The sequence below is a fragment of the Niallia sp. FSL W8-0954 genome (assembly GCF_038005605.1).
GTDB classification, from domain to species: domain Bacteria; phylum Bacillota; class Bacilli; order Bacillales; family Cytobacillaceae; genus Niallia; species Niallia circulans_A.
Map to the genome: position 1 here is coordinate 862,835 of NZ_JBBOTN010000001.1, position 24,536 is coordinate 887,370.

The 24,536-nt window shown below is 37.4% G+C and carries 19 protein-coding genes; all 19 read left to right on the plus strand.

The annotated features are described in order from the left end of the window. Positions 1–22 precede the first annotated feature (22 nt). The 19 genes from nrdF to NX902_RS04305 all read left to right on the plus strand — a co-directional run bounded on the left by nrdF (position 23) and on the right by NX902_RS04305 (position 24,534). Positions 23–1,000, plus strand: coding sequence for a class 1b ribonucleoside-diphosphate reductase subunit beta (gene nrdF / locus NX902_RS04215; RefSeq protein ID WP_095330917.1), 978 nt, complete (start codon positions 23–25; stop codon positions 998–1,000). A gap of 224 nt (positions 1,001–1,224) precedes the next feature. After that, a complete protein-coding gene (locus NX902_RS04220; RefSeq protein ID WP_047945023.1) occupies positions 1,225–1,731 on the plus strand; it encodes a sigma-70 family RNA polymerase sigma factor in 507 nt (168 codons plus the stop codon). A gap of 3 nt (positions 1,732–1,734) precedes the next feature. Beyond that, positions 1,735–2,757: an anti-sigma factor gene (locus tag NX902_RS04225; RefSeq protein WP_095330919.1), complete on the plus strand. Its 1,023-nt coding sequence runs from the start codon at positions 1,735–1,737 to the stop codon at positions 2,755–2,757. Next, entirely contained in the window at positions 2,754–3,050 is a 297-nt protein-coding gene (locus NX902_RS04230; RefSeq protein ID WP_204259925.1) for a hypothetical protein, read from the plus strand. Before NX902_RS04225 ends, NX902_RS04230 begins: the two co-directional genes overlap by 4 nt. Before the next feature lie 137 nt (positions 3,051–3,187). Beyond that, positions 3,188–4,927, plus strand: coding sequence for an ABC transporter transmembrane domain-containing protein (locus tag NX902_RS04235; RefSeq protein ID WP_163187959.1), 1,740 nt, complete (start codon positions 3,188–3,190; stop codon positions 4,925–4,927). Next, positions 4,924–6,726: an ABC transporter ATP-binding protein gene (locus NX902_RS04240; protein WP_095330925.1), complete on the plus strand. Its 1,803-nt coding sequence runs from the start codon at positions 4,924–4,926 to the stop codon at positions 6,724–6,726. The genes NX902_RS04235 and NX902_RS04240 overlap by 4 nt, the downstream gene beginning before the upstream one ends. Before the next feature lie 262 nt (positions 6,727–6,988). Next, positions 6,989–8,080 carry a threonine aldolase family protein gene (locus tag NX902_RS04245; RefSeq protein ID WP_163187961.1) on the plus strand — a complete coding sequence of 364 codons (1,092 nt, stop codon included), beginning with the start codon at positions 6,989–6,991 and terminating at the stop codon, positions 8,078–8,080. Positions 8,081–8,084: 4 nt separating this feature from the next. Beyond that, the gene (locus NX902_RS04250; protein WP_123259962.1) at positions 8,085–8,516 is read left to right on the plus strand and encodes a GNAT family N-acetyltransferase; all 432 of its coding nucleotides are present in this window, start codon (positions 8,085–8,087) and stop codon (positions 8,514–8,516) included. 180 nt (positions 8,517–8,696) lie between these two features. Then, positions 8,697–10,775 carry an ABC transporter permease subunit gene (locus NX902_RS04255; RefSeq protein WP_123258944.1) on the plus strand — a complete coding sequence of 693 codons (2,079 nt, stop codon included), beginning with the start codon at positions 8,697–8,699 and terminating at the stop codon, positions 10,773–10,775. Beyond that, the gene (locus tag NX902_RS04260; protein ID WP_123258945.1) at positions 10,747–11,244 is read left to right on the plus strand and encodes a GNAT family N-acetyltransferase; all 498 of its coding nucleotides are present in this window, start codon (positions 10,747–10,749) and stop codon (positions 11,242–11,244) included. Before NX902_RS04255 ends, NX902_RS04260 begins: the two co-directional genes overlap by 29 nt. Before the next feature lie 426 nt (positions 11,245–11,670). Next, positions 11,671–13,500: a methyl-accepting chemotaxis protein gene (locus NX902_RS04265; RefSeq protein ID WP_095330934.1), complete on the plus strand. Its 1,830-nt coding sequence runs from the start codon at positions 11,671–11,673 to the stop codon at positions 13,498–13,500. 639 nt (positions 13,501–14,139) lie between these two features. Next, on the plus strand, positions 14,140–15,402 hold the full coding sequence (ltrA, locus tag NX902_RS04270; protein ID WP_171510276.1) for a group II intron reverse transcriptase/maturase: 1,263 nt from the start codon (positions 14,140–14,142) through the stop codon (positions 15,400–15,402). A gap of 307 nt (positions 15,403–15,709) precedes the next feature. Continuing rightward, positions 15,710–16,984 carry an IS110 family transposase gene (locus NX902_RS04275; protein ID WP_341160568.1) on the plus strand — a complete coding sequence of 425 codons (1,275 nt, stop codon included), beginning with the start codon at positions 15,710–15,712 and terminating at the stop codon, positions 16,982–16,984. Positions 16,985–17,596: 612 nt separating this feature from the next. Continuing rightward, positions 17,597–18,814, plus strand: coding sequence for an MFS transporter (locus tag NX902_RS04280; protein ID WP_095330936.1), 1,218 nt, complete (start codon positions 17,597–17,599; stop codon positions 18,812–18,814). 125 nt (positions 18,815–18,939) lie between these two features. After that, complete coding sequence (gene sspO / locus NX902_RS04285; RefSeq protein ID WP_047944664.1) at positions 18,940–19,077, plus strand: small acid-soluble spore protein O; 138 nt, start codon at positions 18,940–18,942, stop codon at positions 19,075–19,077. 337 nt (positions 19,078–19,414) lie between these two features. Beyond that, the gene (locus NX902_RS04290) at positions 19,415–20,695 is read left to right on the plus strand and encodes a hypothetical protein (protein WP_095330938.1); all 1,281 of its coding nucleotides are present in this window, start codon (positions 19,415–19,417) and stop codon (positions 20,693–20,695) included. Between the two features lie 63 nt (positions 20,696–20,758). After that, positions 20,759–22,426 (plus strand): sensor histidine kinase, encoded by a 1,668-nt coding sequence (locus NX902_RS04295; RefSeq protein WP_095330940.1) that lies wholly within the window; start codon positions 20,759–20,761, stop codon positions 22,424–22,426. Continuing rightward, the gene (locus NX902_RS04300) at positions 22,423–23,151 is read left to right on the plus strand and encodes a LytR/AlgR family response regulator transcription factor (RefSeq protein ID WP_341160569.1); all 729 of its coding nucleotides are present in this window, start codon (positions 22,423–22,425) and stop codon (positions 23,149–23,151) included. Before NX902_RS04295 ends, NX902_RS04300 begins: the two co-directional genes overlap by 4 nt. Positions 23,152–23,301: 150 nt before the next feature. Then, positions 23,302–24,534 carry an L-lactate MFS transporter gene (locus NX902_RS04305; protein ID WP_163188522.1) on the plus strand — a complete coding sequence of 411 codons (1,233 nt, stop codon included), beginning with the start codon at positions 23,302–23,304 and terminating at the stop codon, positions 24,532–24,534. Positions 24,535–24,536 lie beyond the last annotated feature (2 nt).

The window sequence follows — 24,536 nt, forward strand, 5'->3', positions numbered from 1 at the left end:
TGGAATTACTGGGGGTAATAAAATGACAAAGTATGCTGTTAACTGGAATCAGCATGAAGATGATTTCACACAAATGTTCTATACACAGAATACTAGACAGTTTTGGCTGCCAGAAGAAATCAGCCTTTCTTCTGATAAAAATACTTGGGTGGAATTGTCGAAAGAGGAGCAAGATACTTACAAAAAAGTACTTGGTGGTCTTACGCTGCTGGATACAGAGCAAGGTGGCGAGGGAATGCCGCTAATTGGCATGCACATTGAAGGATTGCAGCGTAAGGGCGTTCTTTCGTTTATGGGTATGATGGAGCAAATCCATGCTAAATCGTATTCCACTATTTTTACTACATTAGCATCTGAAGAAGAGATTGACGAAGTATTTAATTGGGTGCATAATCACCCGCAGCTACAAGCAAAAGGGAAACGCATCTCTGAATATTATCAGAAGCTGTTTAGCCCGAAAATAAACAAATATGATCTCTATATGGCAATGGTTGCTTCCGTTTATTTGGAATCATTCCTTTTCTATTCCGGCTTCTTTTATCCACTATTTTTAGCTGGACAAGGAAAGTTAACTGCTTCAGGTGAGATCATTAACTTAATCATTCGGGATGAGAGCATTCATGGGGTCTATGTTGGGCTTCTCGCTCAAGAATTATATGCACAATTGACACCAGAGGAACAAGAACAAGCTACTCGCGAAAGATTAGAATTATTAGAATCTCTATATGAGAATGAATTGGAATATACACAGGATTTATATCAGCAAATCGGATTAGTCGAGGAAGTAAATAAATTTATCCGCTACAATGCTAATAAAGCTTGTATGAATCTTGGCTATGAACCTGTCTATCCTTCAGAACCAATCAACCCGATTGTTGAAAATGGCATGAAGACAGATACAAAGAACCATGACTTCTTCTCTGTAAAAGGAAATGGCTATGTTAAAGCGACAAAAGTAGAACCTATATCAGATGATGATTTTGTTTTTGATTGGAAGTAAGGCAAGCTATTAAAAAGAATAATTAGGTGAGTGCTAGTGCTCGATATCTAGCCTGCCTCGGAATCCCCTCCGGTTGCGGAGGGGATTTTTTTGCCTTCTTCTCATAAGGTTGTGTCTATATTTTACGGTTCGGTACACTGGGATAAACGGAACATGAATTTTTTTACAAAAAGTGCAACTTTATGTATGGGTGAAACGTGGTCTAGGTGAAAGGGGGAAAAAGTTTGGAGCTAGATGATGCATATCGCATGTATGTAAATGAATTATATCGTTATCTATATTCCCTTTCAAAGGACCATCATACTGCAGAGGACTTGGTGCAAGATGCCTTCTACCGAGCATATAAACAATTAGATACTTATGACATTCTGGAAATCAAGCCATGGTTATTCAAAGTAGCTTATCATGCATTTATCGATTACACCCGAAAAAGAAAACGAATTGTTCTAAAGGAATCCTTTCAGGAGGAAATAAACAATTCCACACCAGAAAGCAAAATCGTGCATAAAGAAAGCTTTAACCAGCTCTTATACTATATATCCCAGCTTTCAGAGAAAGAAGCAAATGCGATTATTTTGTGTGATTTCCATCAGTTTCCTTATAAAGAAGCAGCTGCAGTGCTAAATCTAAAAGAAAATACGGTGAAGAGTCATGTCTTCCGCGGAAGAAAAAAATTGAACAGGATGGTTCAAAAGGCAGAGGAAAATAGCATGGGGAAGAAAGGCAGGTAACTTATGAAAAAAGATGGATTTAAAGAAGAAGAAGAGAAAGATTATTTAAATAAAATCCAAGAAGCAATAGATGAATTTGAAGCAGAGACTCCATTTACGGATAAGGATCAGCAATTGATTGTAAGAAGAGGGAAAGTGGAGGCGAGACTTACCAACATTTTATATAGTCTTACTATTCTCCTCCTTATCATCCCGGTTGCAACGCTAGGGAGCTATCTGTACTACGGAATAGGAAATAAGGCGAATGATTTTATTGATATCATGGAGAAAACGATTTATATTACCAAACCGAATGTAAGCTTAGAAGAAATGGAGATTGACAGCAAGATAGGCTTCTTCAATATGGATTTATCCTATGATCTATATAAAAGGGTAGGAAAAAAGGATGTTCGAATTGGAGATTCAAAGGCTCACTTCACCTTCAGTACGCCTTCTTTTCCAGATACAAGTTTTATTACAGAAAAACCATTTACTGAATACCGTGATGAGGATAAGGAAGTATTATTTCACCCCCATAGAGCCATTCCTTATATGGTTAAACAAGACGAAACGGTATTAAAAGGATTGCCGGATGGAACTGTTGCAGAGGCTTTTGTTTCATTTGACCAATTATATACAGAAAAAGAGCTATTTAGTGAATTTCCAAAGGATCTAGATTTAGTATGGTTTGCAGTTGATACAGGTTTAGAAGAGAAAAATTTAAGTGCAGATGGTGATTATATTTCCCCTATTGGATATCCGGCACAAGAAGATCCAGATAATTGGTCTCCTTTTAATAGCGATGAAATTAACAGCAAGCAATTTATGGAGATACTAACGTATCTAAGCAAAAATCAAGAAACGGCAGAAACGATTGCGGAAAGACCATTGGCACTCCCTGAAAGAATTGAATATCTACAAAAAAACGGGATTCACATCTATGGTGCTGTTGTAACAGGGCCAAAAGAATCACTTGTTAAGCTGCAGGACAACGATATGGTTAAAGGAATGAAGCTAGGGGAAGTGAGGTTATGGAATTGGTATTGAAAAAACAAAGAATAAGATCAACAAAAAATACATGGACTGGACTTGTTTCCTTTTTATTAAGCTTAGTTGCATTAACAGGAATAAACTTAGGGCTTATTTTTGAGGTGGATATTCTTCCTGAATTAGTCTTTACAAAAATCCCATTCATTAGTTTGCTTTTAGGGATAATTGGTTTATTCACAAAACGTAGGTCAAGAGCCTTTGCGATTATGGGAATTTCTCTTAGTGTTTTTATTTTCGTTTTCTTCATTATGATGTTTGGCTTAGCCTGGACAATCAATCCAAAACCATAAGCTGAAAAAAGCTATCTATCAAGGTAGCTTTTTTGTTTTAAAAGGAAAGAATTTTCATCATCCGAAAAACTTTTAGAAATTATAGTGAATATTTTCATTATTTGTAATACAATAACTCTTTGTGGGGAGGAGAAAGAATGAACTTATTAAGAACTACTTTACAGCATTTTAAACCATATTGGCGCAAGTTACTGATTGCCTTATTTTTCTCATTAGTTGGCGGTGCGTCTACGATTTTACCTCCAATCCTAGTCGGGAAATTGGTAGACGAAGTAATCGGTGATAAAGCGATAGCCTTTATATTATGGATTGTTTTCGGAATATTAGCAGCATTTCTAGGAAAAGCGCTATTTGAATCCTTACAAGAATTTGTACAGGTGAAGATTGGCTTTGATGTTATTACAGATATGCAGATTCGTGCCTTTAAAAGGCTTCATCGAACACCAATGTCCTTTTTCTCGAATACACCTCGTGGAGACATGTTATATCGCCTGACCCATGATGTAGAATCCATCCAGAATTTGAACAATACCGTTGTACCTCGGATTCTTCAGCAAGTGATTAGTGCAGTAGCAGCTTTTATCACCGTGTTTGCAATATATTGGCCAGCAGCCATTGTGATGTTCGCAGTATTTGCTATTTATATTTTTCCATCCTTTAAATTAGGGAAGACCATGCGGAAGATGAGTGCTGTACAAAGAGATATGAGTGCAGATATGTATCAGCATCTCCAGGAAAGCATTGAGAGTGTTCGACTAGTAAGAACCTATCAAACACAAAAAGACGAAATGGCAACCCAAGAGCAGAAATTAACAAATTGGAAAAATTATTCTATCCGGGCAGCTTTAATCGGAAAAGTCAATTGGCGTCTCGGAAATTTATTTAATATTGCTACACCTGGTGTGGTGATGCTTATTGGTGGATTGGCAATTTGGCAAGGGAATATTACGGTTGGAACACTTATTTCTTGCTTGAATTTTATTCCGATTATGTTTCAGCCAGTTCGTTCCTTAGCGGAAAATGCTTTAACGATTCAGCAGGCGATTCCTGCTTTACAACGAATCTACGAATATTTTGATCTGCCAGAGGAGCATGAACAAAATCTTCCGAATTTTGGTTCAGTTCAAGGTGAAATTGATTTACATAATATTTGGTTCTCCTATCCAGGAAGTGATAAGCAAGTATTAAAAGGTGTGTCGGTATCGGTAGAGAAAGGAAAGCATATCGGTATTGTTGGAACGAGTGGGGGCGGAAAGAGTACACTTATTCAAATACTGCTGGGATTATATGAACCGGAGAAAGGTTCTGTCACCATTGATGGAAAAGATCTCTTTGCTTATAATCGCAATAGTTTTCGCAGGCAGGTAGGTGTGGTCTCACAAGAAACCTTCCTATTAAATAGTACGCTTCGCAACAATCTTTTATATGGCAAACCAGATGCAACGATGGAAGAGCTGGAACAGGCTGTAGAAGCGGCAGGGTTAAAAGAGCTGATTGATTCTTTAGAGGATAAATATGAAACGATTGTCGGAGAACGTGGTTTAAAACTATCTGGAGGTCAAAGACAGAGGGTTGCCCTTGCACGAGCGATATTGCGCCAGCCGCCAGTATTGATTTTTGACGAAGCGACGTCGTCCTTAGATGGGGAAACCGAAGAGAAGGTTCAAGAATCGCTGGAACAGTTAATTCCAGGGAGAACAACCATTACGATTGCCCATCGCTTGATAACCGTTAGAAAGGCAGATACTATCCTTTTGCTTGATCAAGGAATGGTTGCCGAACAAGGAACTCATGAAGAGCTGCTAGCGTTAAAAGGGCAGTATTACCAATTATACCGAGCACAATATAGCGAGCTAGAAAAGGAGATGATTGGATGAGTAAGCAGAAAATCTCCAACCAAAAGCAAATGGGCGACGGCAAACGTGTTATTCGATTTTTAATGCCTTATAAGAAATGGGTAATTGGCGATTCTATCGTTATTGCAATTAGCCAAGTTTTTTCCGCGTTAATACCAACTTTAGCATTGAGCTGGCTTATTGATACCATCCTGCCAAGTGAGAATCATACATGGCTATGGGGATTAATGTGGTTATTGGTATTATCTGCTGTATTAGATTTAGGAATGATGATAATTGATGAGTATTTTTGCCATATTACAGCAAAGTCTGTTACAAATAGGCAAAAGCTACGATTATTTGGACATCTGCAAGTACTGCCTTTTTCATTTTATCAAAACAATTCATCTGGAGAATTGCTAGCACGAACTTCGGATGATCCAGATACCCTTCATAATTTTTTAGCATGGGAAGGGTCAACTTTTATGGCGAGTGCACAAGGGGTAGTGATTTATAGTATCGTTCTACTTTTCATTCACCCGTATTTAATGATTACAAGTGTTGTGCTTGGAATCCTTTTTTACTGGGCATCGAACTATGTTGGCGCAAGAACGAGAGCAGCATCAGCAGACGCTCGGGCAGAAGCCTCTAGATATTTAGAGAGATTAAGAGAATCTGTAACAGGTATTCATCTTTCTCGAGTAATGGGTGTTTCCGATAGTGAAGTGGAAAGTGTTATTTCCATTAGGGATTCTTTTGTGAAACATTCTCTAAAAGAATTAAAAGCAAGAATGCAGTCGGTTGTAGTGATTGCCAGTTATAATGGTTTTGCATTAGGTCTAGTATATTTTATTAGTACATTACTTATTTGGAATAACGATTTAACAAGTGGTCAAATGCTAACGGCAGGTGGTTTAGTAACGATTGCAGCAAATGAAATGCAGCGTCTTCTTCGGAATTGGCTTTCGGTCAGAAGAACAGGACCAGCATTGGATCGTTCGGATATTTTGCTTTCACAACCGGTATCGGAAGCAGAAACGAAGCAAGGGTTGAAGGGAACAAGAGCAAAGGGTGACGTTCGTTTGAAAGATGTTTCCTTTGTTTACCCTGATAAAGAGGAAAATGTCTTAAAGGGTGTTTCATTTACCATTAAGGCAGGGGAAAAGATAGCGTTAGTTGGACCAAGTGGTTCAGGGAAATCAACGATTATTGACTTGCTGTTTCGATTATATGATACGACAGAAGGGTCGATTGAAGTAGATGGTCGAGAAATCAAAGAATGGGATACAGATTGGCTTCGCTCCCAAATGGCCATTGTCACACAAGATGTATTAATGCGAAGTGGGACATTAGCAGATAATTTACGAATTGGAAAAAAAGAGGCGACAGAGGAAGAATTGTATGAGGTTCTCCGTGCGAGTGGTTTAGGTGAATTAGTAGACTCCCTTCCAGATGGACTAAATACAAAAGTTGGCGAAAGAGGAAGCCTTCTCTCTGGCGGTCAAAAACAGCGTCTATCCTTAGCAAGGGCCATTCTAAAAGATGCGCCAATCCTTGTTTTAGATGAAGCAAGTTCGGCACTAGATCCAATAACAGAGGCGAAAATTAATGAAGCAGTTTTAAAAACAACGAAGAAACAAACAATATTCATTATTTCTCACCGGTTATCAACCGTATTAGCAGCAGATCGTATTATCGTATTAGATAATGGAGTCATTGTCGAAGAAGGCACCCATACAGAACTGTTGCAGAATAACAATGGAGTATATACGCGCTTATTCAAGCGGGAAACAGATATAGGAGAAGCAACCGTCAATCATACAAATGCACAGTTGCTATAATTAACGGCAAAGAACAGTAATTTCTTATGAGAGAGATTACTGTTCTTTTTGTAGATGGAAGAGGAGAAAAGGGAAGAGAAGAACCGCGTCAGTTACTGTTTGGTACTTGATGGAGGGAAAAGAAAACATTTATGAAATAAAAGCGCGTTCGTCCACTTTTATATGAAACAAAAGAATAAACAGATAAAAAATACATCACAGAATATAAAAGTGCTATAGTTATTTTGTAGTCGAAATATTCTGAGAGAGAGTAGGGGAAAGAATGACCAATATATTAAGAGAATCCTATAGCAAAACAACATATAAATTAGGCAATCATGGCAAAAGAAATGTCCAAGTATTAAAAGAAGCGTTACAAGAAATAGATGAAAATGCAGAAAGTGATATTTACGGACAAGGAAAAATAATAGAGGACTTTCAGCAAAAAATGGCTGATCTATTAGGAAAAGAAACGGCTGTATTTTTTCCCAGTGGAACAATGGCACAGCAAATTGCTCTTCGTATATGGTGTGATAAAAAAGATTTAGGAAAAGTCGCTTATCATCCCTTGAGTCATTTAGAAATCCATGAACAAGATGGTTTAAAGAAGCTTCATAAAATAGAAACGATTCTTTTAGCCGATGAGACTAGAGTAATAGAGTTAGATGATATTAAAGAGATGGAGCGTGGAGTTGCCTGTGTGCTGTTAGAATTGCCGCAGCGAGAAATTGGCGGACAACTACCAAGCTTTGAGACATTAGAACAAATTTCATCCTATTGTAAAGAACAAGGCATTAAACTCCATCTTGATGGTGCAAGATTATTAGAGGTGCTCCCTTACTATCAAAAAACTGCTGCAGAAGTATGTGCATTGTTTGATAGTGTCTATCTGTCTTTTTATAAAGGAATTGGGGGAATTGCTGGAGCTATACTAGCGGGAAGCGCTGATTTTACTAGTCAATCCAAGGTTTGGAAAAGAAGATATGGCGGTGATTTAATCAGTTTGTATCCGTATATTTTGTCAGCTGACTATTATTATGAGAAGAGAGCTTCGAAAATGGCTGAATACTATGAATCTGCTAAAGAGCTGGCCGTATTATTTAATGGGTGTGAAGGAGTTCGTACTCTTCCGATTGTACCGGTGTCTAATATGTTCCACGTTCATTTTGAGTTGGGAAAAGAAGAAGTAGAACAAATTTTAACTGCTGTTCATGAGAAAGCAGGAATTGGAATAAGCGGCTATGTGAAGGAGATTGACGAGAAAAACGCCTCCTTTGAAATTAGCTTAGGGGATGCTTATCAAGAAGCTCCGAAAGAGGCTGTCAGGGAAATGTTTAGTTTATTTGCTGAAAAAATCAAGAAGAGAAGAGGATGACATAATGGAAATTATCCAGCAATGGGTTCAAGAAGATAGTGATTATATTCGAAGAAAATTGGTTGCCTATAATATGGAGCAACTACCAGAAAAATTAAAAAGCGCCTATGAAAATATTAGTTTTGTTGTAAAAGATGAGGAGGGCATAATCAAGGCAGGCATTACTGGTCATATGTTTTGGCACCATATGCATATCGATTTCTTATGGGTAGACACGAGTGTTAGAAAAAAAGGATATGGAAGCGAACTGCTGGCAACAATGGAACAAGCTGCAATAGAAAAAGCATGTACATTTATTTACCTTGATACGTTCAGCTTTCAAGCCCCAGCCTTTTATGAGAAGCATGGCTATGAAGTATTTGGGACATTAGATAACTTTTCGGAAGGTATTAAACAATATTTCTTGCAGAAAAGGCTAGTTGATGAGAAAAAATAGAAGATTTGTTTGGCTGAAACCCCTAGGTTAGCCAAATAAATCCTAAATCTCACTGCTATTAATTAAATTAGAAAACTCTTATTTTGTTATACTCTGTTTGGAAAAAATAGGTTGCTAATTGATTGATATATTCGTATAATTTGAATAATATAAATATTTAGATAGAGGTAAAGAGGATCGATGAGAAAATTCGCGAAAATTATTATCTATTATTTACTTGGCACTATTACGATACTAGCATTAAGTGTTTTTCCAAAATACTTTCAAATGAGAGATTTTCCTGAGGGAGAGGGATATTTCTTCACTCTATTCTCCTTTTTGTCGAAGGAATTTTTTCAGAAAGAAGGCTGGGTATACACATTAAATGGTGTAGATCAAGAACCGATTCTAGATGTACTCTGGCCAGCTTTTATTTATTCGATAGAAATTCTGCTTTGCGCTATTCTCCTCGGATGCTTTGTTGCTTTTATTTTATCCTTATCATCTTTTTTTCTGCCGCAGTTTCTGTTACAGCCATTAAAAAGATTCCTGGATTTAATAGAATCAATTCCAGATATTATTATTGCTACACTTTTGCAAGCTTTAGTAGTTGTTATCTATAAGAAAACGGGTGTTGAGATTTTTACAGTGGCCAGCTATTCGGAAAATGCTTATTTAGGTCCGATTATTACACTTTCCATACTTCCTGCTATTTCGTTATTCAAAATTCTTATTCTTATGATGGAAGAGGAGTATTTGAAGGATTATGTAACATTTGCAAGAAGTAAAGGAATTCGCAATTTTCCAATCCTATGGAAACATATTATCCGCAATATTATTCCTGTGACCTTTCAGCATATGAAAATTATTATTTGGGGATTATTATCCAGCCAATTTATAATCGAAAGGCTGTTTAATGTCCATGGCTTTACCTATTTTCTGCTAGAAAATTTTACGCCGATAACAATTGCTGTATCTTTGCTGTTTATATTTACACCATTCTTTATCCTTTTTCAACTAGTCGATATATTGATTCATGAAGAGCAAGAGAAGGCTCGCGATGTGAAAAAAGGATTGTGGAGACAAAGAATGAGTTTTTCATATCTTTTGTTATCTTTAAAGGTGTTTGGTAGCAATCTAAGGGATGGTGGGCGAAGGTTTAGTTGGAAAAACTTTTCTATGATTCGTCCACTGTCCTGGTTAGGGAAAATAGTTGCCTTACATATGAAAAATTGGAAGGTTGCGGTGGGAAGCTTGTTCTTTATTGTGGTTATTGGATATAGCATTATTTATTCTGTAACGACCAATAATCATATCGATCAAATGCGATTGTTTTACGCAGAAGATGGAGTAACACTAATTTCTGCCATGCCATTTGCCCCTACGGAACCTTTTTTCTTTGGATCCGATAGACTAGGCTACAGCCTCTTTGATCAAATTGTGATTGGCGCTAAGTATACCCTGATTTTTGCCCTGCTTATCGCATTTTTACGGGTAGTAGGTGGGTTATTACTTGCAGTGATTTATTCTTTTTATTTGAAACATCCAGCACAGCAATGGATTGCAAAGATGGTAGATTCCATACATTTTATGCCGCTAAGTTTGATTGCCTATATCTTATTAACACCGATTCTTTTACCAGGTCTTGAAGGATTCAGCTATTCCTTTTGGGAAAGGGTATTTTTGGAAACAATGATTCTGACTTTGCTGGTGGTTCCATTAACTACCATATTATTAGGCAAAGAAATCAATCGTGTGTCTGATTATGAGTTTATTGCGAGTGCAAAGGTAATCGGTGGAGGGAAATTTCAAATTTTAATCCGTCATATACTCCCTCATTTAGGTCCAAGACTTACCATTTTATTTGGGCAGCAATTTATTCAAGTATTATTAATTTTCATGCACTTAGGCATTTTTGATTATTTTTTGGGAGGAACAAAATTATCGATGGACCAAATGTTTCCTGATCCTCCGCAATCTACGACCTATGAATGGTCTGGATTAATCGGACAGGTAGGCAGAGGAGCAATAGGCTCTGGACAGTTCTGGTACTTATATATTCTTGTGCCCTTTGTGATTGCAATATTTGCCATGCAGCTAATTGTTCAGGGGGTGAAAGAAGTCCAGCAAGTAAAAGTGGGCGTGGTGTTTAAGCAACCAGGCTTGCGTAAAAATAAGGAGATTAAGCAATCAAAAGAAGCAGCACCAACTATTACAAAAGAGAGCTTTACACAGATAGGGAGAGATCCAAATGGAAATCAGGCAATTAGGCCCAGATGATGCAGAAGCATATTTCGCTCTCAGACTAGAAGCATTGCAAACAAATACAGAAGCATTTGGCTCTAGCTATGAGGAAGAAAAGGATTATCCATTAAGTCGAACACAAAGCAGGCTTAGTGATCCAGCGTCTTATGTATGTGGGGCATTTGTGGAAAAGGATTTAGTAGGCGTTGTTACGATAATGAGAGAAACCAAGAAAAAGTTGAGCCATCGTGCGAATATTTACGCTGTCTATGTGACCCCTAAATGTAGAGGGAAAGGTGTGGCAAAGCATTTGCTCAAAGCCACAATAGAAAAATCACGTGATTTACAAGGAATAGAACAAGTATACTTAGCTGTTGTTGCTGAAAATGCAGCTGCCAAAAAAGTATATCAAGCATTTGGGTTTGAAACGTATGGAATCGATCGAAAGGCTATAAAAATAAACGGAAAATACTATGATGAAGAGTTAATGGTTCTCTTTTTATAAAAAAATAAAACAGTGATAACTTTATGAGATAAAGCCATCACTGTTTTTATTATGGAAAGAAATATAAAATGGAAAGATTGAAAATAAAGAGAAATAATATAATAAAAAATTATTTAAATATAAACAAAAGGGTAAAAAGTCCGATAAATTATTTGTGAATAAAATTGAATTATTCTGTAAATTACATTAGTATTATACATACAAAGTAATAAAGTACCTTGCTTTATAAAGAATCTGATTCTATTTTACTAATTGCAATCATACATAACCACAATAAAAATAGAGGCAGATAAGTAGAAAGAGCGATATTTAATGAGAAGGAGGAATAAACAAAAAGCAAAAATTACTATTTTGGAATAGAAGAGAAAAATCTCTTTAGTAGTGGAGGTTTGAAATCATCAAAGGGGAGAACTTGTGGTGGCGAAAATGAAATTTAAAAAAATAAAAATAACCAGTTTAAAAAAAGAAAAAAAATCGCAGAAATCTATTTTTAGCAAACTCAATATTAGAAAGATATCAAGAAATGGAAATTTAAAAAGAGTTAATGGCAGGTTCACTAAATTAAATAATATTACAATTGGCTGGAAATATGGAATAACTTTATTATTTGTTTTTGCCCTTTTAACAATTACTACTGTATTAGTAACGACACGTTTAATCCATATTAATAATAGTATTGAGCAATTAAATAAAACAGATGAAAAAGCACTTATTATTACGGAAATGGGATCACTTACCAGAGAGAAAAGTCTTAGTATTTTAAATTATCTGGACTATCAAAATCCTACATATGTGGATGAATTTCAAGATATTAGTACTAAGTTTAATGAATATGAAGAACAAATAAAAAAAGATCTTCGAAATAAGGATGAAAAAGCATTATTCGATGAGATTATAAATCGCAATAAACAAATGAATGATTTATTCTTAGAACAAATTATCCCAGCGATTGAAGCAAACGATCGATCGGCCGTTAATTCCTTAAGTTTAACCAATACAACTATTCGCAAGAGAACGATTACGGCTTTAAATAAAATGCAAGAACAGGTCCAAGATAGTCGGACAGAGGCAGCGGAAGACGCAATCGCTAGTGGAAGTGTGGCTACAAAGACGTTAATTATTTCAATGATTATAGCACTTCTAATCGGTACTGCATTAATTATTATCATCAGCAGCAGAATTACACGTAACTTAAAGAAAGTAGTAGAGGTTAGTGATACGATTGCGCAAGGAGATTTAACGGTAGAAGAGGTTTACTACAAAGGTAAAGATGAGATTGGCCAATTAGCTCAGTCTATGAATAAAATGAGCAATAATCTACGAATGGTTATTCAAAAGATATCAGAAGTATCGATTACGGTAAACAAGCAGAGTGAGAACTTATCCCAATCTACTAATGAAGTAACTGCAGGAAGTCAGCAAGTTGCAACGACTATGCAAGAGCTATCGTCAGGAGCAGAAAGCCAAGCAAATACGGCTACTGATTTAGCCTCATCAATGGAATCCTTCTCTGGCACGATTGGTGATGCCTATAACCAAGGGGAGTTAATTTATCAATCATCAAACAAGGTATTAGGCATGACGAATGATGGCAGTCGCTTAATGGGAAATTCAATTGAACAAATGAATGTAATTAATCAAATTATGAAAGAAGCTGTGGAGAAAGTACGTGGCCTTGATACTCAATCGCACGAAATATCTAAGTTAGTTTCTGTCATCAAGGGGATTGCTGATCAAACAAACTTGCTTGCATTAAATGCTGCTATTGAAGCAGCACGTGCTGGAGAGCATGGAAAAGGATTTGCGGTAGTTGCAGATGAAGTAAGGAAGCTGGCTGAACAAGTTGCATTCTCCGTCACAGATATTACCGATATTGTCGGAAGCATTCAAAAAGAATCAAGCGTGGTAACAGAATCCTTGCAAGGCGGTTATGAAGAAGTAATGAAAGGAGCGGAACAGATTAAGATGACTGGGGAAACATTCGAAGGCATTAAAGCTGCTGTTAATGATATGGTAAATAGCATTGAAGTTGTTTCCGAAAATCTAGCATCTATCTTAGAAACAAGTAAAGAGATGAATCGTTCGATTGAAGATATTGCTGCAATTTCCGAAGAAGCAGCTGCAGGGATTGAACAAACATCCGCTTCCGTTCAACAAACAAGCAGTTCTATGCAAGAGCTCTCAGATAGCTCACATGAATTATCTAACTTAGCAGTAGATTTAAATGGATTAGTAAAAGAATTTAAAATCAATTGAGTATTAAAAAAGGAGAAACGTTAGATTGTTTCCTCCTTTCAGACTGTCGACAAACTCCTAATTCAGTAATTAGGAGTTTGTCTTAGTTGTGCGCCCGGCATGCACATGAACTATAGGGTGCGAGTCCCGAACCCCGAAGACAGAAGTAGAGGTTAGCCAAGAGCTAGGGTGTCCGTGGTGACGCGGAATCTGAAGGAAGCTGGAGGCAAAACACCGGTCCGAGGAACACGAATCTCATACAAGGCTAGTTACGACTGGATGAGTTTGCAACACAAAACAAAGTCCTTTCTGTCGAAGGTCATACCTAGTAAATGAGGCGGATAGATGGTGTGAAAGTGCATGTGCTTACCCGGGGAGGTCTGATGGAAACGTGAAGTACCCTTCATAACCTACTTGGTGACAAGTAGCTGAATCATCAGAAGTCAGCAGAGGTCATAGTACGATTGGGTCTAGAACCAGTCGGAAGGACTGAACAATTAAGAGAGATTAGCCCTTGGCTTTCCATCTAGAATGAAATAGCACAGAAAACAGAGAAACCTCACGCTTAGAAAGTAGTGGTGAATCCCACGAGGGTATTTGCGGAGGGTGGAGTTCAGATGGGCATAATAAGATAAGCTAATCACGGAAAGGAACGAAATGGTGATGTTGAATCAAATTCTTGAACGGCAAAATATGATACAAGCGCTAAAGCGAGTGGAAGCGAATAAAGGAAGCCATGGAGTAGACATGATGCCCGTACAAACCTTACGACAGCACATCCTCGAAAATTGGGAAACCATTAAATCGCAGATTTTGAATGGAACCTATGAACCACAACCAGTACGTCGAGTCGAAATCCCGAAACCAGATGGTGGTGTGCGTTTACTAGGTATCCCAACCGTGACAGATCGTTTTATTCAACAAGCTATCTCGCAGATTTTATCAAAGGAATATGACAAAACATTTTCGGACCACAGTTATGGATTCCGTCCAAATCGGAGTGCCCATGACGCTATTCGGAAAGCAAAGGGTTATTTAAAGGAAGGTTATCGATGGGTGATTGATATGGATTTAGAGAAATTCTTCGATAAGGTCAATCATGACCGACTAATGGCAACATTAGCGAAACGAATTTCAGATAAATCTTTATTAAAACTTATTCGTAAATATCTCCAAGCTGGTGTCATGATAAATGGAGTGATTTCAAGTATAGAAGAAGGAACACCACAAGGTGGACCTTTAAGTCCCTTACTTTCAAACATAGTTCTAGATGAACTCGATAAAGAGTTGGAGGAACGTGGACATAAATTCGTTCGATACGCAGATGATTGCAATATTTATGTGAAAACAGAACGTGCGGGTCTAAGAGTAATGGCGAGTGTACAAAGATTTATTGAGGGAAAACTTCGTTTAAAAGTAAACGAAAAGAAATCAGCGGTAGACCGTCCTTGGAACCGGAAGTTCTTAGGTTTTAGTTTCACGAGTCACAAAGAACCAAAGGTTCGTCTTGCGAAAACAAGTCTAGTTCGAATGAAAAAGAAAATACGAGAGATTACCTCAAGAAAGATGCCATACTCCATGGAATACAGAATCAAGATGTTAAACCAATATCTAATGGGGTGGTGTGGTTATTTTGGATTAGCAGATACAAGTTCCACATTCAAATCACTAGATAGCTGGATTAAAAGAAGATTAAGGATGTGTCTATGGAAGAATTGGAAGAAACCTCAAACAAGAGTCAGAAATCTTACTCGGTTGAAAGTTCCTTTTGGAAAAGCATACGAGTGGGGAAACACCCGAAAAGGGTACTGGCGCATTTCTAAAAGCCCCATATTACACAGAACCCTCGGCAATTCCTATTGGGAAAGCCAAGGGCTGAAAAGTCTGCAAGTTCGTTACGAAACTTTGCGTTATTCATCTTAATTGAACCGCCGTATACGGAACCGTACGTACGGTGGTATGAGAGGTCGGGAGTTAATCACTCCCTCCTACTCGATTATACATATACATTCTTTTAAATAAGAGTTGATTTCCGTTGCAGGGGTTCGCTTTCCGTGGGGCTCGCGCTGAGCCGCTTCGCCCTAAAGGCCTGCAGGGTCTCAGACTGTCTCGCGGATCCCACAGGAGCATTCCTGTGGGATTAGTTTCTGTGGTATTGCACAAAAAAAGATCCTCCTTTATGATGCTAATATTGAGACCAATCAACACAGCGTCAGAAGGAGAATCTATTATGAATAATACCCGTAATCACCGTTTAAATCAAGTGTCTACTTCCACTTTAATCATTGGAATTGACATTGCTAAAAATACACACTATGCATGTGCGGTGGACGATCGAGGGGTTGAGTTAAGTACCTCTTTTTCTATCCACCAGTCTCATCATGGTTTTCATCAATTTTATCTCAAGCTTCAAAATCTAAAGGCAATTCATCAAAAGGATGATTTATTGATTGGATTCGAGCCTACTGGGCACTATTGGATGAATTTAGCTGCTTTTCTTACCCAAAATGATATTCGTTTTGTCATGGTCAATCCTCTACATGTGAATCGTTCCAAGGAGTTGGATGATAACTTACAAACGAAGAATGATAAGAAGGATGCGAGAGTCATTGCTAAACTAATAACCAATGGATACTTTAGTGATCCTCGTCAAATAGAAGGAATAGAAGCAGAGCTTAGAGAAGGTTCCTCTATTCGGTGGAATCTGAAAAAGGACATTTCGAAAGTGAAGAATCGTATCATTCGCTGGACGGATCGTTACTTTCCTGAATTTAAAGTAGCATTTAAAGATTTAGGGCTGAATGCATGTGCCATATTAAAACATACCCCTTTACCAGTAGACTTAATGGAAAAAGAAATCGAGGAGTTAGTCCTTTTATACTTGGAAAAGGAAAAACTAAAGTATCCAGCAAGACCTAAAATAGCACAACTAAAGAAAGTGGCGGTACAATCTATTGGATTAACAGAAGGCTCCAATATGGCTCGTATAGAAATTTACTCTTTAATTACTCAATACGAACTTCTGACAAAGCAATTAGAACAGGTAAATGAAAGTTTAAAGACACTAGCAGAGCAACAAGCGGAATATCATTATTTATTATCAATCCCTGGCATTGGGGAAACTACCGTTATAGATTTACTAGCAGAAGTGGGTTCTCTCAAGCATTATAAACATCCACGCCAACTTATTAAATTAGCGGGATTAACCTTACGAGAGAACTCTTCTGGAAAGATGATTGGACAAAAGCGAATCTCCAAAAGAGGGAGAAGAAAGCTGCGAGCCCTTCTCTATCGTGCTGTCTTGCCTTTGATTAGAAATAATGAAACCTTTTATGATTTATATCAGTATTATATCTCTAGAAAAGAAAACCCTTTGAAGAAGAAAGAAGCATTAGTCGTTCTATGTAATAAAATGTTAAAGATTTTTCATGGACTTTGTCAGCAAGAAGTACTGTTTGATAAGGAGCGAATGAGACAAGATCTCTCTATCCTCCAACCCAAATAAAAATCTATAAGACGGTTATATTCAAAAAGATGACAGGAAAGCTGGCTTTTAGAGAGACTTACGACTTAGAGTCCATACAGGAGCATGATGCCAGCCTCTGCCTTATGATGAGACCAAACGAAGGAATGTAAGCGCGCGACGCTAAGAGACATGGGAGGGTACGTCCTCATAAGAAGAGTAGAGATACCGGATGCATCTAATAGTGTATATTTGTCAATAAATCCCTATTGGCTCTAGCGTCGCGTCCACTTACTTACCAAATATTATAATTAATGGAATAGTTAGTTAAAATATGATTCAAAGAGTTTTCCTAAAAAAATATTGGACTAAAAAAATAACGCTGTAAACGTTGGTATATCAACTTTCCTCGAGGGAGTCTCACCCCTTCCACTCCAATCAATGCATAATAATTCCATTTGCATTTCCTAAATTCCTTTTGTCAACAAGCTGAAAGGAGAAACGTTAGATTGTTTCTCTTTTTTTTCGCAGCCTAAATTATTCGGAAAATGGAAATTTCGGGTATAAAAATAAATGGTTGTATGCTATGATGGAGGAAATAAAATCTCATTGGCTTAGTTGTTGATTGCTGATGTTTTAGGAGAGCGATACTAAATGGAAATTTGGAAGCGGAATTTGCTTGTTTTATGGATAGGGGTTTTCTTTACCTCTGCATCCTTTAACATGGTAATTCCCTTTTTACCAATTTTTCTTATTGAATTAAATGTTCATGAAAACACAGAGATTTGGGCTGGAGTACTATTTAGTGCAGCTTTTTTTGCCGGGGCGTTTGCTTCTCCGTTTTGGGGAAGACTTGCCGATAAATATGGCAGAAAACCGATGATTATTCGCGCGGGATTTGTGCTATTTGTCGTTTATACATTAGCTGCATTTGTTACCAATCCCTATCAACTATTAGTGCTTCGTATTCTGCAAGGATTATTGTCTGGATTTATTCCTGGGGCGATAGCTTTAATTGGGACGAATACTCCTTCAGATAAAACTGGTTATGCCTTATCAATGATTTCAACGGCATCTGCATCGGGTGGGATTATGGGTCCGCTGATTGGAGGCGTGATTTCCCAATTAGTCGGAAACCGGCTTTCCTTTGCAAGTGCTGGTCTCCTTGTTTTTATTGCAACGCTTCTGATTATTTTCTGGGTAAAAGAGGATAATTTCTCTCCAAGTAAAGAAAAAGGATCTGTCAGAAACGATTTGCGGATTGCTTTTGCCAATAAACCATTAATGCTTGTGCTCTTGTTAACAATTGTTACCTCATGCTCGATTATGACGATTGAGCCAATACTTCCTCTCTATATATTAGAGATTGGAGGTTCCATGGATAAAGCCTCCTTATTAGCAGGTATAATCTTTTCACTCCCTGGTATTGCTAGTGTCATTATGGCACCATATTGGGGTAAGTGGGCGGATAAGGTTGGATTTAACCGCGTCTTATTTATCGGATTACTTGGTGGCGGTCTTGGTACTTTTTCTCAAATTATTTTCAGTAATATTTGGGGCTTCTCGATTACTCGTTTTATTTTTGGGCTCTTTTTCTGTGCGGTATTCCCAGCATTGAACGGGTTAGTTGTAAAATCAACTGCAGAGGATTTCCGTGGGAGAGCCTTTAGTTTAAATCAAACAGCCAATCAACTAGGAGGAATGTTTGGACCGATGATTGGTGGTTTTCTTGGAGGAGTTCTCCCTGCTCAGTCTGTGTTTATAGTAACAGGTATCCTGCTAATCGTAGCGACAGGGATTGCTTATAAAAAAGGAAATATATTTAGCCCAACCATGAAACAAAAAGTTAAAATAGTTACACATGGAAAATAACCTTATGAGACTTCTAATGCCTATGGCGGGCATAAAAGAGGTCTCTATTTTATTGCAAAAATTCATCTTGCCGCTTACATATTTCAAAAAGGAGCAAGAGAGAATAATGGGTGGAGGTGATAATCATGACAAAAAATAAAAATAAAAATGCGAAGCAAGCAGTACAAAATGATACAGCTCGTCAATATGATCATGAATTTGCCAATGAACCATTAACAGCAGCGGAGAAATTAAATAATAAAAAGACAAAAAAAAGACAATAAAGTGTTCCGAAAAGTATCCTTCAAATGAGGATGCTTTTTTATGTATGCAGGAAAAAATCAAAAAAATAGAAGGAGTAAGTAAACAAAAATTACAAGCTGTTGATATCTAAGAAAATAATTTGTGTGAAGAGAAGTGGAATATTTACTGAATAGCGAAGAAATGAAAAGATGTGATTTAGCGAATATAGGATGCCCAAGGGTTAAAGGAAGAAGAAGATATCTATATTCATGGATTGGCAGGTAATTCTGCAATAGCTAAAAAGGACGAATGGATATTGCTGGAAGATGGTATATGGGATGTGATAGATTATAAAGTGAAATAAAGGAGGAGAAAAGAATGGATGCAAGAATCGAAAAATTAATTAATTTTACAAGGAGACAATGGGGGTTAGAAGATTATTATTTAGGTAGACACCATCTATTTAGACAGCTTACATTGGATGGCGAGACAGTGTATTTCTTAAATATGGAATGGTTTCCGAATAAATATGCCGATTGGACAGATGAAGAGGAGAATCCGGAAGGGACTGCTTCGATTGATATAAATATACATACGGAGGAATTCGAATCTGTTATTTTTGTCCAAGGAGTAACCTATGCGAAAAATGGGGTAGTATTTCCACATAAAGACGTAAAAGAGGTAAAAAAATGGCTTGCCGAATTCGCAGGCATAAATATAGAGAAGGACTTTATTTGCAAGCGAAGAGATGAAAGAGAGTATTACTTTGAGGAACAGTGGAATGGTATTCCATTATCTCCATCCTCTTCAATAACTGTAGAGTTTAATGAAGACGGAGAGCTAACATTTTATTCGAAAGATATCATGGTGTTAACGAATAAGAATGAGTTAGAAGAGGAATATACTTTATCGCTGGCGGATATCGAGGATATAGCGAGTGATCAAGTAGTTTTAGCTAAATTTCCTAAAGAGGATGGCATGTTAATCGTATATGGAGTGGAAGAAACTTATATTAGAAATGATCGGAAAGGAAGCCTTCCATTTATGGAGGAGAAGTTTGGTCTTCGAAAAAACATCAACAAAGAGATAATATGGCAGGAAGGAAAAGAGGATGATTTTGAAAGGAAGTTCTTAGATTGGGACGATGAAGTAAGTGTGGAAGATGCATATTTAAAAGTGACACATCCAGATTCGTTGCCAATAACGGACGAAGACACAGAAAAATGTATCCAAGAAGTAACCGATTTTTTGCGCATGAAGTATCCGAATGATTCAGGTAAATGGATGCTTAAATATTTATATAGAGAAAATTTTAATTTGCTTGCACGGATTGAGAAAAGTGCGCCTAAAAGTATATTTGCAGGAAAAATCCTTACTTTTCATGATCAAGAAGGCAAAATAGTGAATTTTATGGATAAAAAGGAATTTTGGGATGAAATTCTCGATAAAGAGGAAAAGGAACTAATTAAGAAAGAGAAGGAGATAAAAATTACTAAGGACGAAGCTTACAAAAAGCTGAAGCCGTATTTCACCTTAACCCCTTACTATGTGTTTGATCCAGCTGATAGGAAATGGGTGCTGTGCGGGAAGTTGGACTGTAACTACTGCGTCGATGTAGAAAGTGGAGAAATCAGTAATCTAGAGGATTCTTTTTCTTAAATTAATGATACATTACTAGTATTAAAATACACCAAAGACTGCTGAACACAAGGAGGAAGAAAAATGAACTCTTCCCTAGAATTGCAAATGCTCATTCAATTATTTGAACGAGCTGCCCTTTTACTCATTACTTTATTTTTTATGACAAGGGTCCCGAAGTTTAAAGAGACCTTGCAAAAGGATCATCACTCGCCAACAGAGCTGACATTAATTACGATTATATTTTGTGCCTTCGCTCTGTTCGGGACCTATTCAGGAATTCAAGTAGAAGGTTCGATTGTCAACATCCGCACAATTGCCATTATGTCAGGTGGTATCCTGTTTGGCCCATGGGTTGGAATTGTGACCGGAATTGTTTCCGGTCTACATCGTTATTTAATTGACATTGGTGGCGTAACCTCTATTCCTTGTTTAATTACAAGTATTTTAGCAGGGATTGTATCTGGTTATATTCACCTTCGCGTGAAAAAGAGTAGTCGCTGGATTTATGGAATAGTTGCTGGAATGCTATGTGAAATGCTAACAATGATTTTGATATTGTTTATGGCAGATCCTTTCGACTTAGGAATAGATATTGTTTCGATCATTGCTTTACCGATGATTTTAGGGCAAGGGAGCATTGGGCTAATTGTCTTGATGATTGCCAGCGTAGAAGGAGAAAAGGAAAGAATCGCGGCACAGCAGGCGCAATTAGCCCTTAACATTGCGAATAAGACCTTGCCTTATTTTCGTTCTATTAATGGGAATTCTTTGCGAACTATTTGTACCATTATAAAAGAAGATATTCAAGCAGACGCAGTAGCTATTACGGATACAAAAGATGTTCTTGCATATGTAGGGTTTGGGGAGGAAAAATATAAGATCGGCCAAGAGATTATCAGTGATTTAACGAAAGACACCATTCGAAGTGGCAAGATTACGATTCGGAATAATATTGCCGATCATCATACTCCGCAAATTCATTGTTTATTAATTATTCCGTTAGAAGAAAGAGGCGTTGTAACCGGTACCCTAAAAATTTATTACCGCAAAGCTTATACAATTACCAATACATTGCAAACCATGGCAATTGGATTGGCGCAAATTATTTCAACCCTTATGGAAGTGTCGCGAGTGGAACAAATGAAAGAGGAAGCAAATAAGGCCGAACTGAAAGCACTACAAACAAAAATTAATCCCCATTTCTTATTTAATGCGCTAAACGCGATTGCATCCACAACCCGTCGCGATCCTGAAAAAGCACGAGAATTAATTATTAATTTATCGGGGTATATGCGCTATAACTTAGAGGTTGGAGAAGAGCTTATTGATATCCAGCTCGCACTCAAGCAAGTGAGAGACTATATTCAAATTGAAAAAGCTCGTTTCGGAAACCGCCTGCAAGTGAACTATGAGATAGATGATATACATATTAAACTTCCGAGTCTTCTCATCCAGCCATTGGTCGAAAATGCGGTTGTGCACGGAATTTTAAAGCGAAAGGGTCCTGGAGTTGTAACGATATCAGTCAAAGATTTAGGAGAGACAGTAAGGGTTAGTGTGCGGGATACTGGAGAAGGGATTGCCCAGGAGGTAATTGATCGTTTAGCAAAAGAAGAGGTATCCTCCAAACAAATCGGTTTAACAAATGTTCATCAACGAGTAAAATTAATGTATGGAACAGGCTTAAACATTCGTAGATTAGAGCCAGGTACGGAAGTTTATTTTGACATAACGAAGGAGATAGCATGAAGGCAATAATAGTAGAGGATGAAATTCCAGCAAAAGAAGAATTAGAATATATAATTCAAACCCACAGCAAAATTGATATTGTCGCCACTTTTGAAGATGGCTTAGATGTGCTTAAATTTTTGCAAGCAGAAGAAGTGGATGCCATCTTCCTAGATATTAATATACCTTCTTTAGATGGGATGCTTTTGGCAAGCAATATTAGTAAATTTGCGAAAAAGCCCTATATCATTTTTACAACTGCGTATAAAGAGCATGCAGCACAAGCTTTTGAATTAGAGGCATTTGATTATATTCTTAAGCCGTATGAAGAAAAGCGGATTGCCGCGATGCTGGCAAAATTAGAAGCATCTTTCAAAAAAGAAAGCGGTGGAGAAGAAGAGATTACGACAGAAGTAACACGTCGTATAAACTTGCGTAAAAATGAAAATATCATTGTGACAGATGTTAATGATATTTATTATGCAGAAGCGAGCGAAAAGGTAACATTAGTTTATACGAAGACAGATGAATATATGATGCCAATGAGTATCTCTGATTTTCATGATAAATTGCCGCAGGATACCTTTTTCCGCTGTCATCGCTCCTACACCGTGAATCTTTCAAAAATCCATGAAATTGTCCCATGGTTTAACCATACATATCTGGTGAGATTAAAGGATATTAAGGCGGAAATTCCTGTTAGCAGAAGCAAAGCAAAAGCATTTCGACAAATTATGCATCTATAAATACCATTCATTCCGAATAAAGGGCATTTCATTCTGATACCGGTTTCAAAAATATTTCAGGCGGTATAATTTAACTATCAAAAGAAAGCATAAACAACCTTTTATAGTAAAAAATACTGTTTATAAACCGAGTAGAAAGAGGAGATCGGAATGAAAGAACGAAATGGCAATCGCTTACTGATAGTTATTGGTACCATTATTGTGCAAATGGGATTAGGAACAATATACACATGGAGCTTGTTCAACCAACCTCTTGTTGATAAATTTGGATGGGATTTGAGCGCAACGGCTATCACTTTTTCCATTACTAGTTTTGCGCTTGCCTTCGCAACCCTTTTTGCCGGGAAAATTCAAGATAAATGGGGACTCCGCCGCTTAATTGCCTGTGCTGGAATCATGCTAGGTGGAGGATTAATGGTTACTTCCCAAGTATCTTCTTTATGGATGCTTTATCTTGTAGCAGGTGTTTGTGTAGGTTTTGCAGACGGAACTGCGTACATCACGTCTTTATCTAATTTAATTAAATGGTTCCCTGAGAAAAAAGGATTAATTTCTGGTATCTCTGTAGGAGCATATGGAACCGGTAGCTTAGTTTTTAAATATATTAATACAAGCTTAATCGCAGCTTATGGTGTTTCAACAGCCTTCTTAATTTGGGGAATTATTGCTTTAGCGATGGTTGTCGGCGGATCATTCCTTTTAAAAGAAGCACAGGAAGTAGAAACAACTACAAATTCTTTAGCACCAGAGCAAAAGAATTATACAGTGAAAGAAATGCTAAAAACAAAGCAAGCATATTTACTCTTTGTTATTTTCTTTACCGCATGTATGAGTGGATTATACTTAATCGGTATTGTAAAAGATATTGGTGTCAGTCTAGCGAATCTAGATGTGGCGACAGCTGCCAATGCCGTTGCTTTAGTAGCGATATTCAATACAATCGGTCGTATTATTCTTGGAGCATTGTCTGACAAAGTAGGTCGAATAAAAGTTGTTTCTGGAACATTAGTTGTAACAGCTGTAGCAGTCACTGTATTAAATGTTGTTCCGTTAAGCTTTCCATTATTCTTTGCTTGTGTAGCCGCAATTGCATTTTGTTTCGGAGGTGTTATCACCGTATATCCGGCTATTATTGCTGATTTCTTTGGACTGAAAAATCAAAGTAAAAACTATGGTGTAATCTATCAAGGCTTTGGATTTGGAGCTTTGGCAGGAGCTATGATTGCAGCAGTACTTGGAGGATTCCATGCAACCTTTACAGTCATTACTGTTTTATGTGTCGTTTCCTTTATCATTACTTTAATCATAAAGCCGCCACACATGAAGCTGCAGCCAAAAGAACCAAAACAGCCGCAGCCTAGACTTGCAAATCGCCTTGGATAAGA